Source organism: Enterococcus sp. DIV0436a, assembly GCF_051711605.1.
Lineage (GTDB): Bacteria > Bacillota > Bacilli > Lactobacillales > Enterococcaceae > Enterococcus_B > Enterococcus_B faecium.
Map to the genome: position 1 here is coordinate 105982 of NZ_JBIONA010000001.1, position 13490 is coordinate 119471.

Here is a 13490-nt window from a genome sequence, read left to right on the forward strand (position 1 = left end):
CTTAAAATAAGAATGAAAATCATTCTCAATTAGAAAGGTGGATTGGATGCGCTACGGACGACTAGTAGCATTATTAGTTATTTTAAGTAGTATTTCATTGTTCATCGGAGTATCGAATGTACAATTGTCAGAACTGCTCCAGTTAGATGGGCAAAGCTTACAAATCTTGCTAGCGACTCGTTTGCCACGAACGATTTGTTTGATCCTTGTGGGAGCGACCAGTAGTATTTGTGGGTTGATCATGCAACATTTGACCCAAAATAAATTTGTTTCACCAACGACTGCGGGCACGATGGATAGTGCGCGTTTAGGTATTTTAGTGGCTATGATTTTCCTACCTGGTGCATCCTTGATTATCCGATCCTTGACAGCATTTTGCTTTGCTTTTGCAGGAACATTGCTTTTTTTATCCCTTACGCGATTGTTCCCCCAGAAAAATCAATTGATGCTTCCGTTGATTGGAGTCATGTTAGGGAATATCATTGGTTCAGTTGCTACTTTTTTTGCTTATCAATTCCAGTTGGTACAAAATATGACTTCATGGCTTCAAGGGAATTTTGCGACTGTGATACGAGGAAATTATGAGTTATTGTATGCTGTTGTTCCATTGTTGCTCTTGGTTTGGCTATTTGCTTACCGATTTACGATCATTGGTCTGGGCGAATCGTTTGCAGTAAATTTGGGAATAGATTACCAGAAGATGCAGTTTTTAGGCATTGGCTTAGTATCATTGGCTAGTGCAGTCATGTTGATCATGGTAGGAAGCATTCCTTTTATCGGAGTGATCATTCCGAATCTTGTCTCTAGAATATATGGAGATCAAGTGCACAAAACAATTGGCGTAACTGCTTTAGCAGGTAGTTTGTTCTTAGTATTTTGCGACCTTGTCGCTCGCGTGTTGATTTTTCCCTATGAAATACCAGTCAGTGTGATCGTTGGAATCATCGGTGGGGCTATCTTCCTTTATCTTCTGATAAGGGGGCGACGATATGCTTAAAAAAAAGCCATCTATTTTTATTGGTATGCTTGTTCTTGTTTTATTTGTTACAGGAATGTACTTGACGATCCATACATATGGAAACTGGCATTTTGCATGGGCATTGAGGAGTAAGAAAATTTTTGCATTTATCCTCGTCTCGCTAGCTGTCAGCAGTGCCACAATCAGCTTTCAGACAATTACGCATAACCAGTTTTTGACTCCTTCCGTATTGGGACTTGAGTCGTTATATGTCCTTGTCCAAACGGTCCTTTTCTTCTTTATCGGAGGAGTGACGATGCTTCAGCAGACAGGTACAGGTTTTTTCTTATTGAACGTTGGGCTGATGGTTGGGCTGAGTCTGTTGTTATTTTTCTTTCTTTTGAAAAAAATGAGAGCGAATCTTTTTTTATTACTGATGTCAGGGATGATTTTAGGTACGCTTTTTGGTAGTGTCAGTACCTTTTTACAAGTCATCATGGATCCGAATGAATATGATTTGCTTCAAGGCAGATTATTTGCAAGCTTTGGCAATATCCAGAGTCAGTATCTTTTGCCTGCTTCTTTGATCATTATCGGCTGCTGGTACCTGTTATTTCGATATCGACATGTGCTAGACGTTTTCCATCTCGGAAATGAACAAGCAGTAAACCTCGGGATAGACACAGATCGTTTTGAATTTTTGATTTTATGTTGTGTCAGTCTTTTGACAGGGACATCAACGGCTCTTGTGGGTCCAGTTACTTTTTTAGGGTTTATTGTCGCAAATATCAGTTATCGTGTCTTTTCTACTTATCGTCATGGTCAGCTATTTATCGGAAGCTTTCTGGTAGCTATGCTGTTTCTGACAGGCGGACAGCTCGCAGTAGAGCAGATTTTCGGCTGGAATACAACAGTGAGTGTCGTTGTTGAATTTGTCGGAGGAATTTATTTTGTCACAAAATTGATTCGCGAAAGGAAGAGTATCCTATGATCGATTTACAAAAGGTCAATAAACTGTACCATGGAAAATCAGTGGTCAAAGATGTACAGTTAACGATTCCTGAAAAGAAGTTGACTGCTTTTATCGGTCCAAATGGTGCTGGAAAGTCAACAGTGTTGTCGATGATCAGTCGTTTGATACCAAAAGATACAGGTGAAATCTATTTAGACCATAACGAAGTAAAGGCTTGGAAATCCAATGAATTAGCCAAAAAATTGTCGATCCTGCGACAATCGAATGAAATAAATGTCCAAATCACCGTGAAAGAATTAGTAGAATTTGGACGATTTCCTTATACGAAAGGAAAATTGACGACAAAAGATCAGAAAATCGTTCAGGAATCACTGGAACACCTCGGGCTAGAAGAAATAGCAGATCAATCGATTGACACTCTTTCAGGCGGTCAACTCCAACGTGCGTATATTGCAATGGTGCTAGCGCAAGACACGGATTATATTTTACTGGATGAACCTTTGAACAATCTAGATATGAATTTTGCGGTTCAAATCATGCAGATTTTAAAAAATTTAGTACAAAAAATCGGAAAAACGATTGTTATTGTTCTTCATGATATCAACTTTGCTGCAAGTTATGCAGACGAAATTATTGCAATGAAAGATGGGAAGTTATTCACGCAAGGAACGACCCAAGAAATGATAAAAAAAGATGTATTGGATGAATTGTACGAAATGGACATACGGATTTGTGAGATTGAAGGCCGCAGATTCTGTCTTTATTTCTAAAACTAACATTAGGAGAGAAGAGATGAAAAAATTAGTAGTAGGTATCTTGATTCTAGCATCATTTGGTTTAGCAGCATGTGGAAATAGTAACAATACCAGTCAGGCAGACACAAAGAAAAGCAGTACGCAAGCTGAAACGGCATTAACGATAAAAGACAGTAATGGTGATCAAATCGAGGTGCCAAATAATCCAGAAAAAGTCGTCGTATTCGACAATGGTTCTTTAGATACGATGGATGCTCTTGGTGTTGGAGATAAGGTAGTTGGAGCAGCTACAAGCAGCCTTCCTGAGTATCTTTCATCCTATAAAAAAGTAGAATCTGCAGGTGGAATAAAAGAACCAGACTTAGAAAAAATTAATCAGCTTCAGCCAGATCTAATCATCATTTCTGGCCGACAAAGAGATTTTCAAAAAGATCTAAGTCAAATCGCTCCGACTATTTTCCTTTCTTTAGATGCGAAAAAGCCATGGGAATCTTTCCAGCAAAATGTCACTACTTTAGGGGAGATCTTTGGCAAGCAAGAAGAAGCCAAAACTCAATTAGAGGAATTATCTAGTGCAATCGATCAGACGAAAAAGAAAGCAGAAGCGTCTGATAAAAAAGCACTAGTCACACTTGTGAATGAAGGGCAATTGTCAGCCTACGGATCTGGTTCTAGATTCGGTTTCATCCATGATTTATTTGGCTTTGAACAAGCAGATGATCAAATCGAAGCATCCACTCACGGTCAAAGTGTTTCTTATGAATATGTGCTAGAAAAAAATCCGGATATCTTATTTGTAGTAGACAGAACAAAAGCTATTGGTGGAGACGACAGCAAAGATGATATTTCTGCCAATGAACTGGTAGCACAAACGAATGCTGGTAAAAATCAGCAGATCATCTCCCTTGAACCAGATGTCTGGTATTTAAGCGGGGGCGGTTTAGAATCAATGAAACTGATGATCGAAGATGTGAATCAAGCATTTAAATAGCATAAATAACAGAGGATTAAACTCTCATACTATGTAACAATAATGTTTCTTACATTCTTAAATAGCAAGAGCCTATCCTCAAAGAAGTTATCAAAAACCATCCGTAAAATCGTATTGATGATTTTACGGATGGTTTTTATTTATTTGGGAAATCTTTTTTCAACGTGAATTCATTCTCTACATCATACGGGTTGATTCTAGAATGGGGAGTGGCAAAAAATAGTGTGATCCATTTTTTCAGCATCAAGATCGCCTCCTTTGATTTGAATCAAAGGTACAAAGCGAAACTTAGATAAAACTTAAATTTAGATATTTTTATTTTGTACCGATCTCTTCTTTAAACGATGTTCCATCTGCTGCTTCTCGGCAATAAGTCCACTAGACTAGAAAATATGAGAAGCTATTTTCTGTCCAGCGTTCTTATTACTCAAAGCAAATCGTAGTTGTCACAATCTCTTCTAAACGATGTTCCATCAGCTGACCTTCGGTATTAGCTCAAAGCACTGATTTCACAACCTCTATTTAGGCATGTGTCTCAGCAAGCGGTTGATAGTTGATGATCTGCATTTTTCGATAAAAATCGGCGGGAAGCTTACTCCACCGTTTTAATAATTGATAGAAATAACTTTCTTCTGCTTTGATTTTATACTCGCTTAATATCAATCCAAAACTATTCGTTTTTTTTGAAGCTAATTTTTTATAAATATCCAATGCTTTGGTTTTATCTTCATTGACAAAGAGTGTTTTTACTTCAATATAAGAACCCTCGATATTTTGTGTTTCTTCGATAAAATAGATGTTTTTTATATATTCCTTCATAGTGATTCCTCCAAAGAAGTCTTTTATTTGATAAGTTTACTCTACCGAAGAGTTGTTAATAATCCGTGAACAAAAAGTAATTCTTTTTCCAATAGTTGTTAAAGGTTTTTTATTTTTTATAGTATTTTTTGTTATTTAAGAAAGGAATAAGGTTAAACAAATAACAGGTTGCTTTTTGGGTCTTTTTCCGTTCAAGAAACTGAACGAAGAAAAGGGAAAGTTGTCTCTTTTGTGATAAGAGAAATCATAATAAACGAATGACTTACTTTCCAATAAATTGAGAACAGTCAGAACCAGACAAATTAGTTGCATCTGATGAATAAAGTGATTATTCTATGACATGAGGTGATACAGATGAAATTAGAAGTGACAAAAGAAGCACAAGAAGTATTGAAGAATAAATTAGAAGCAGACGATCAACTTTTATTAGATATCGAAAACGGTGACGGTCCATTTGCAGAAAGCCAAGTCAGTTGTCAATTAGACACGGCATTTCGATTGATCATTGTTAAAAAAGATACACAAACAGATCTAAGTCTTTATTCTGTAGTGGCTGATACACCAGTTGGACCAATCAAAATCAAAGACAGTGCAATACTTTACATGGATGATCCATCCACACTTGCTTTAGAACCAACTTATAATAGTTTACAATTAAAAGGACCAAGTGGCTTGAGAAAAGGCAACTTGCAAGTTGTTCGAAAAGACTAGAGGGATAAAATGGGAAATTTGGCAATCATCAGCGACCTACATGTGGACATCAATAAATTCGGCGAACCAGAGCTAATGCAGCTTTGGCAAGTTTTGCAAAAGCACAAAATCACTCGGCTTCATCTAGCCGGAGATACGGCTAATAAAGTAGATCGCTGCCTAGCGGTTGTCGAATTTTTCGCCAATAAAGGATTATCTACGACATTTCATTTCGGCAATCACGAGTTGGCAGATGTGCCCAATGAACAGATGATGGACCATTTTCCAGACCCACATTTTTTAAATGAACGGTATATTGCTTTAAATGAGCAGACCGTTCTTTTAGGGATGAATGGCTGGTACGACTATCAGTTTTCCGAATTGAAAGATTACGAGGCAATCGTACGAATGAAGCGTTTGTATTGGTATGATCGGTTCATCCAGCGTGGGAAAACAGATCTCGAGGTCAATGCAGAAATGCTTGCAGCTGCAAAAAATTTGCTAGACCAGCTGGAAGCAAAAAAACTTGAGGTGATTTTATCCACTCATTTCGTTCCTAAACGGGCATTTATCATGTATCAATCTGCTCCTTATGAGCGTTGGAACAAATTAAATGCATTTTTAGGATCAGAATCATTCGGAGAATTACTTGACCGTTATTCAAATATCAAACAAGTAGTTTTTGGCCATACGCATCGTCGCTTTGAAGATAAATCCATCGGTCACACGATTTACAGCTGCAGACCTTTTGGTTATTATTATGAATGGCAGCTGACCCGAGATTTTGTCTTGAAAGAACAGTTGCTAGACAGCTATGATCCTATGAAATTACGTGTCCTCTTGCGTGCCCATCACCCAGCTTTTCAGGCCTATCAAACACAACATTTGCAAGAGGAATTTGAACAAGCGATGACAATCGTTCCGTATTGAGACAGCATTAGTAATGTGTAAAAGAAAATACCTTGTAAAACATAAGGATAAGTAAGAGCAGTAGATCCATTTATCGTGGATATGCTGCTTTTTTTGTGGAAAATAATCAGCGAATGTTTATTTGATCGGATGATTTGTAACTCGCAGAGTACTAGATGCAAGCGTTTATTCTTTTTTTGAACGATAATCACAAAAAAAAATATAATATACATTTTTTATTTAATTATAATTAATATTGATTGAAGTCTAGGCAGTCAAGTCACATTTTGATAGATAGGAGGGGGACTTACGAATTATTTTAAAGGCTATGACAGCTGTATTTCTAGATTGTGTTTGCATCAAGTTGCAATAAAAACTAGAAATCAAATCGGGCTGATAATCATTTATAACTAATCGATACATAGGACCAAATATAGGTCTATGTTCTTTTATTTCATAAGTATCGTAAAACAGAATTTTGCTATGGATTAATCCAATCGACTGATATGTTTAGTAAATAAAGAAAGAGGAATGTCAATGATGAAAAAAGAAATCGTATTAACAGCAGCAACGATGTTATTCAGCATGGTAGCAAGTACGACTTTTGTTTCTGCAACTGAAGTATACCCAAAGGAATATAACACAGAAGGAACGATTACATTTGAAGCAGGAGATGAGGGTGTAACTCCTCCTGTTGATCCAGAGAATCCTGATCCCAATAAACCTGTCGATCCATCAGATCCTCCAAGCCCTGGAACAGGAGGGGCATTATCGATTGATTATGGATCAAAATTCAAATTTGGGACTCAAAAAATTTCTACTGCGGATAAAACGTATTATGCAGCTGCTGATGTGATGAACGATGGGTCTAGAAAACCGACATATGTCCAAGTGACAGATAGGAGAGGTACCTTATCTGGGTGGAAATTAAGTGTCTCTCAACCAGAACAGTTTAAAACTGCCAGTGGGGATGAACTAGTTGGAGCACAGCTGAAATTTACGAAAGGGCAGGCTGTTTCTTTGGTTGATCCAACATATATGCCGCAAACGGTGAATTCTGAATTAACGTTGACACCGGGAGGAAACAATACGTTAGCAATTAATGCTAAATCAGGAACAGGTGTGGGGACTTGGGTCTATCGATTTGGTGCAAATGAAAATGAAAATCAAGATGCGGTACAGCTTTCGGTACCCGGTAAATCTGTCAAGTTAGCGCAACAATATTCCACTAAATTAGTTTGGACATTAGAAGATACACCTAACAACTAGTTTACTGAAAAGAACTGTTAAAAATAAATACGTAGTCATATTGTCTTGCGAGGTAATCGAGCAAAAATTGTCAAAGGCTAGGCTAAATTTGTTTGGATACGAATAGTTCATCTAGGAATTTAACGATCAGGAGGAAAAGATATATTGAAAAAGAGGAGGATCGTGCTCATTTTAAGCAGTCTCTTAGTGACTAATATCTTTCCGATCATAGGGTACTCTTTGGAATTGAATCAGTTGGAGCATGGAAATAGAAGAGACGAAGAAAGCAAACTCACTTCGACATTCGACAGTTTAATAGAATCCAACCAGACACAAGAAAGCAGTGAGGATTTAAGTATTTCGAGTAGTGGAGAGACCACTGACAACGTAGAAGCTGAGGGTTCGGACAAACAAGGACTGGAAGATGCACCAATTTCTGCGGTTGAGCTGCCTGACGATCCCAATATTATTTCTATCGATAAAATTTTTCAAACACCTATCGGTACTAGCACGTCCATATTGGAAAATGGGAAGTTACTGCAGTTGAACCCAGCAGAAAGGTCTCAAAGAGGAGCTATTTGGTCAAATAAGAAGATTAGTTTACTCTCGGATTTTACATTTAAATCTTATTTATACTTAGGAAATCAACGAGATAGAGCGGGAGATGGCATGACCTTTACATTGACTGGCGATCCTAGAATGGCTAGTAATCCCAGTCAAGTTATTGGATCGCCAGGTATGGGAATTGGCTCATATTCTACTCGTTCTGGCCAACCTTACATTGCGAATGCGCTCTCGATTGAGTTTGATACGTATAAAAATAGTGGTTCTTCTGATCGAATGGATCGAGAGATAACTGCTGATAATAGAGGGCATGGACATGTCGCTTTTGTCACGCCTAAACCAAATAATAATAATTATTCTGGAGAGCATACTGGCGTGACGGTAGCTCCTACATTTCTTTCTAATGGCACATGGCGCTTGTTAATAATTAAATGGGACGCGGAGCAAAGAAGTCTTACTTATGATTTGGAAGGTGTCGGTCGCTCTTCTCGGATTATACCTGATCTCATTAGGCAGTTTGGTTCTACAGAAGTAAATTGGGGGTTTACTTCTTCAACAGGTACTTTTTTTCAAGAAAATGCTGTCGCTGTCACGCGACTTCCATCGAATGTCACATCAACAGCTGATGTAAAAGTCAACGATAGTGATTATGGGGCCATCGCTGAAGCTGGAGGAAACGATAAGATAACTATCAGAAATACATTGAAGGTCGAGGGGGATTTTCTTGAATATAAGAAAATGCAGACTAGTATCGACCTCCCACAAGAATTAACTATTCCCGAGCATATCTTGATCAATGGAAATCAAATTGATGCCAAAGATATCTTGATAACCGGAAATCGAGTCACGCTAAATCTGACAGATTATTTTATTGCTGGAGATACGTTAATAATCGAATTGGAGACAACTTTGCAGGAAGTAATTCCTGAAAAAGTACTCACTATGCATTTTGAATACCTTGAAAACGAGAATTTGATTGAGCAATCGAATGAAATAAACCTAAAGATCGCAAAGCTGAAGGAGATAGATATCCATGTTTATTATAAAGATAAAGACAGTCAGATTGATATTGCTGAAATGAAAACAATCACTGGGAAAATAGGAGAGAAGTATAAAGAAACTCCTATTGATGTTGAAGGGTATGTCTTTGACTCGGATTCAGCGAATACAGAAGGCATCTTCTCCGAAAATACAGAGGATATCTATTTTTATTACAGAAAAGGCAAACTTTATCTCTCAACTGCTCCTCAATATGTCAATTTTGGAAAACATAAAATATCCAGTAGACCATTAAGTGAATTCGGACAGTTTTCAGGTGGGTTGAAAATTATAGATGAACGGGCTTTTGGAAGTTGGAAATTACAATTGAAACAAGAGAAAGTTCTTACAAATGGAGATTTTGAGCTTCCAGAAGCTCTTTCCTTTGTTACCTCTGAAAATACAACGGTTATAGGGACATCCGCTGTTACGATTTTCGAAAGTGATCAAAAGGGTGAAAGCGATTTGTCCTCTCTTTTAGATTCTACAGCTCATCGTGGAATCAGAATAGATATTCCTGTAGAAAACCAAAGAATCGGAACCTTTGAGGGGAAACTATCTTGGATACTTGCAGATGTCCCAGGAAATTAACAGGAAGAGAAGAATATAACAAAATTATTGAGTTTCAAGAAGGGCACAGGTACCATAGGCTCTTGTGTCCCACAGAGACAAGATTTTGTTATAGTCTTCTCTTACATATGATTAAAGGAGCGATTTTCTTGAGACCAAAACAACAATTATTTATAACACTCCTAGTTATTTTAGGGGCACTTTTTAACAATATATCAGTGTCAGCTAGTGCATTTAATTTTTCAGTGACGCCGATAACTTCAGAGAATCAAATCGACAAGAGAAAAACTTACTTCGATCTTCAACTTGATCCGGATCAGGAAGTAGAAGTAAAAGCGGAATTGAGAAATGATACAGAAAAAGAAGTGAAAATCGATATTTCTGTGAATAGCGCAACCACCAATTCAAATGTGATGGTTGAATACGGAAAAAACGAGATTGAAAAAGACATGAGCCTGATCTTTGATCTGGTAGATTATGTGAGCTATCCACAGATAGTGACGCTAAAACCTAAAAGTGTCCAAACCGTTGCTTTTCATGTCAGGATGCCGAATAAGCGATTTGATGGTGTATTGGCTGGTGGGATCACATTCCAAGAAATCCAGACGGAAAAGGACCAAACAGAAACTAAGGATCAAAGCTTATCGATTGAGAATGAATACACCTATATTATTGCTTTGTTGATGCGACAGACACTGAACGAAGTTGCTCCGAACCTTACTCTTCATGAAGTTAAACCAGATCAAATCAATGCAAGAAATGTCATCTTAGCAAACGTTCAAAATGATCAAAAAACCTATATCAATCAAGTAGTTATTGAAACAAAAATTACAAAAAAAGGACATTCTGAAGTTTTATATCAAGAGGAAAAAGAAGCGTTGCAGATTGCGCCGAATACAAATTTTTCTTTTCCAACTGCTTTAAATGGTCAACCGCTAACCCCAGGTGAATATCACCTTACAATGACTGTTTTAGGAAATGAAAATGAAAATGGAAAATTTTCGAGAAAAAAAGGAAATACTACGATCAACTATACCAATCAATGGGTATTTGAAAAAGATTTTACAATAGACGGAAAAGTAGCCAAGGAATTGAACACGACGGATGTTACGATTAAAAAAGACAATAATTGGATTTATATCTTAGTAGCTTCACTTTTCTTATTGTTTATTTTATTATGCATACTTTTGTTTGTTTTGAGAAAAAAAGAAGAGAAAGAAAAGTAAGGTTAAGATAACAAATAGTAAATTTTTATTATTGTAGGATGGTTGGGCTCTTTTTATAATAATATAAAATATACCATTTTATTAATAAAAATGCATACTAGTAAATGATATAATTCTTATAACAGGTTTGATCGCGAGAAAGGCCAAATAAAACGCTCTCCAAAATGTTAAAAAAAAGACAGGACGATGTATATTATACAAACAAGAATCGCTGACAACAGTGACTCGGATCCAGGAAATCAGTTTTATCCCCAGCTAGTTGGTGAATGCATGGAAAGTAATATACGTAGAAAGAGCTGATGACTAATGAATTATGAGTTTTTTTTAAGCAAAGAAGATCACAGAAGTTATTCATTACTTAAATATTTAGAAGCAAGCTCAAATTTATCAGAGTCAATATCGAATGTTCAAGAAGAGTTGTCGCTATCGACATTTCTCTTGAAAAAAACGATCGATAAGCTGAAACATGATTTACAAAAGTTCGATCTAGAGAAAAATTTGCGAGTAACCGTCAGTGAATTGGATATATGTCTGGAAATTAATGGAAAATGTTCTAGCAAAGCTCTGTTATCTCGTTATATAACGGATTCTTTATCTATGAAAATGGTATTGGCTTTCTTTCAGGAAAAATATATCTCAGTAGAAAATTTTGCTAAACAGCATCACGTGAGTTATTCTGTGGCTTATAAAGTATTACAAAGACTAAAAAGAAATCTTAAAAAATATCAAATTTTTTTTGAAAAGAGAAAGTTGACAGGGAATCCTAAAAACATTCGGCTTTTTTTATATAATCTTTTTAACTCAACAGAGATAAGTTTTGTGGAATTGTATACGCTACCTATAATTATAAAAACAGAAAAAATGTTAAAAGATTTAAAACAGTATTATCCTCTGTCTGCTTATGAAAAAAAGAAATTATTCCACTTTTTAGCAATCAACCTGTTGGCTGAACAAGCTGATTCTTTAGATATTGCTAGCAATCAGTCGCTATTTTTTTCGGATATAGGATTTTACCACTTAAAAGGAGTATTAGGAGAAAAATCCGTTATTTTTATCAATAAGACACTCTCTTGGCTTTATCTTCATGATAAATTGGATCAAAAATACTTGAGAAAAAATGAAGATGAAACAATCGAATGGTTGAATGAACGATTCATTGAAAGTTTTGAAAATCAGTTTAATCTGTTGCGAGAAGAGACGAGCCAATTGATCCGAAGAGAGTTAACCAAAATACATTTTAAACTTTTGCATTACACTATTAATAAAGCTGATGAATTTCCACTTGATGTTTCTTTTTTTAGAGAAAACTATCCAGCATTTTATTGCTATTTGATAGAGTATATAAATGATCTAACGTCAAAACGCAAAGAGTTGCTTCAAGATAAATTTTTTCTTTTTTTCAGTTATTTATTATTATTGATCAATCACATACCCATTCAACTGATTTCTGAACCAGTAAAGATCATCATCGATTTTTCTTATGGTGCTGCCTATAATCAATTTATCAAGAAAAATTTAAGCTTGTACATTAATCTGAACACGGAAGTGATAGAGGCAGGAAAGCCTGAGTTCCCGGATGTTATAATCACGAATAGGAATAATCTATATGAAGAAAGTGCATCTCAAGTAGTGGTTTGGCTCGATCCGCCAAGAGCAGTAGACTGGGGGAATCTTACAAAGATTTTGTTGACTATCCAAGAAGAGAAATACAAAGACAGCAAAATTGACAAGCAAATAGACGATTTTCCTGAAGAAATCATCGATAGGATCGAATAGTGAACTTCTTTTAGAAAGTCCGACTGCTTTTTCTAAAAATAAAAAAACTTGGTACGCAATCGCTGTACCAAGTTTTTTTATTTAGCTTTTGATTAAGCCATAAATAATAATTTATATAAGAATACTGCTACGACACCAGCACAGATAGGTGCTACAACTGGTACCCATGCATATCCCCATTGAGAAGAACCTTTATGTTTCAATGGAAGAAGTGCGTGTACAAGACGTGGAGCAAAGTCGCGGGCTGGGTTTAGTCCAGGACCTGTAGGACCACCAAGTGAAGCAACTAATGTCCATACAAGGAAACCGAGTGCTAAGTGAGCTGTACCAAGATTATCTTGGAAGAATGGTGCTTTTGTAATACCTAGGGCACCAAAGAATAAAACGAATGAACCAAAGAATTCATTGACGAAACCATTGAATTTAGAACCAACGCTGTTGATTGTTGAGAATGTACCTAACACATGGTTCACGTCTTCTGTTTGGTCGTAGTAAGGTTTGTAACAAGCTACTACGATCAATTGTCCAATCGCTGCACCAATCAATTGTGCAATGATATAAGGAACAACTTCAGCCCAAGGGAATAGACCATTAGATGCTAAAGCAATTGTAAATGCTGGGTTGATGTGGTTACCGCTGATTCCACCAAAAATCATTGCTGGCATCATAACCCCGAATCCATACCCGACAGCAATCAGCATCCAGTCACTGCCATATCCTTTTGTACCTTTTAAATCTACGTTTGCTACAGCACCGTTACCTAGAACGATTAGTAATGCTGTACCAATCATTTCCGCCGCAAGACGGGTCATTAGTGAGTAATCCATAAATACCTCCAAAAGTTATAAAAATGCAAAAAAAAAGAAACATCAACACGAAAAGCATCGGTGCAGTGTTTCGTGTCGGAAGGATTTCTGCAGTCTTAACAAATGTGAATAAAAAAATGAATTCCATTACTTATAAGAAACCAGAC

Annotated in this window: 12 protein-coding genes; 10 read left to right on the forward strand and 2 right to left on the reverse strand. The window is 36.6% G+C overall.

Going from position 1 to position 13490, the window contains the following annotated elements:
* Positions 1 to 46: 46 nt before the first annotated feature.
* Genes IGL15_RS00540 through IGL15_RS00555 form a run of 4 tightly spaced genes read left to right on the forward strand, consistent with a single transcriptional unit; the run spans position 47 to position 3677 of the window.
* Positions 47 to 997 (forward strand): ABC transporter permease, encoded by a 951-nt coding sequence (locus IGL15_RS00540; protein ID WP_104765163.1) that lies wholly within the window; start codon positions 47 to 49, stop codon positions 995 to 997.
* A complete protein-coding gene (locus tag IGL15_RS00545) occupies positions 990 to 1949 on the forward strand; it encodes an iron chelate uptake ABC transporter family permease subunit (protein ID WP_002297789.1) in 960 nt (319 codons plus the stop codon). Before IGL15_RS00540 ends, IGL15_RS00545 begins: the two co-directional genes overlap by 8 nt.
* The gene (locus IGL15_RS00550; protein ID WP_002312363.1) at positions 1946 to 2701 is read left to right on the forward strand and encodes an iron ABC transporter ATP-binding protein; all 756 of its coding nucleotides are present in this window, start codon (positions 1946 to 1948) and stop codon (positions 2699 to 2701) included. Before IGL15_RS00545 ends, IGL15_RS00550 begins: the two co-directional genes overlap by 4 nt.
* A 22-nt stretch (positions 2702 to 2723) precedes the next feature.
* Positions 2724 to 3677 carry a siderophore ABC transporter substrate-binding protein gene (locus tag IGL15_RS00555; protein WP_104765162.1) on the forward strand — a complete coding sequence of 318 codons (954 nt, stop codon included), beginning with the start codon at positions 2724 to 2726 and terminating at the stop codon, positions 3675 to 3677.
* A 522-nt stretch (positions 3678 to 4199) separates the two neighbouring features.
* Here the strand turns inward: IGL15_RS00555 and IGL15_RS00560 are convergent.
* The gene (locus IGL15_RS00560; RefSeq protein ID WP_002287909.1) at positions 4200 to 4496 is read right to left on the reverse strand and encodes a phenylalanyl-tRNA synthetase subunit alpha; all 297 of its coding nucleotides are present in this window, start codon (positions 4494 to 4496) and stop codon (positions 4200 to 4202) included.
* Positions 4497 to 4850: 354 nt separating this feature from the next.
* On the opposite strand from IGL15_RS00560, the gene IGL15_RS00565 reads away from it, so the two are divergent.
* The 6 genes from IGL15_RS00565 to IGL15_RS00590 all read left to right on the forward strand — a co-directional run bounded on the left by IGL15_RS00565 (position 4851) and on the right by IGL15_RS00590 (position 12517).
* Positions 4851 to 5207: an iron-sulfur cluster biosynthesis family protein gene (locus IGL15_RS00565; RefSeq protein WP_002287910.1), complete on the forward strand. Its 357-nt coding sequence runs from the start codon at positions 4851 to 4853 to the stop codon at positions 5205 to 5207.
* A 9-nt stretch (positions 5208 to 5216) separates the two neighbouring features.
* Positions 5217 to 6116 carry a metallophosphoesterase gene (locus tag IGL15_RS00570; RefSeq protein WP_002297454.1) on the forward strand — a complete coding sequence of 300 codons (900 nt, stop codon included), beginning with the start codon at positions 5217 to 5219 and terminating at the stop codon, positions 6114 to 6116.
* Positions 6117 to 6635: 519 nt separating this feature from the next.
* Positions 6636 to 7364: a WxL domain-containing protein gene (locus IGL15_RS00575; protein ID WP_002331156.1), complete on the forward strand. Its 729-nt coding sequence runs from the start codon at positions 6636 to 6638 to the stop codon at positions 7362 to 7364.
* Positions 7365 to 7508: 144 nt separating this feature from the next.
* Complete coding sequence (locus tag IGL15_RS00580) at positions 7509 to 9536, forward strand: lectin-like domain-containing protein (RefSeq protein WP_010776644.1); 2028 nt, start codon at positions 7509 to 7511, stop codon at positions 9534 to 9536.
* Between the two features lie 107 nt (positions 9537 to 9643).
* Complete coding sequence (locus IGL15_RS00585; protein WP_002317549.1) at positions 9644 to 10741, forward strand: DUF916 and DUF3324 domain-containing protein; 1098 nt, start codon at positions 9644 to 9646, stop codon at positions 10739 to 10741.
* Between the two features lie 306 nt (positions 10742 to 11047).
* Entirely contained in the window at positions 11048 to 12517 is a 1470-nt protein-coding gene (locus IGL15_RS00590; protein ID WP_002294277.1) for a helix-turn-helix domain-containing protein, read from the forward strand.
* Positions 12518 to 12609: 92 nt separating this feature from the next.
* On the opposite strand, the gene IGL15_RS00595 is transcribed toward IGL15_RS00590, so the two are convergent.
* On the reverse strand, positions 12610 to 13344 hold the full coding sequence (locus IGL15_RS00595; protein ID WP_002290500.1) for an MIP/aquaporin family protein: 735 nt from the start codon (positions 13342 to 13344) through the stop codon (positions 12610 to 12612).
* Positions 13345 to 13490: the final 146 nt, after the last annotated feature.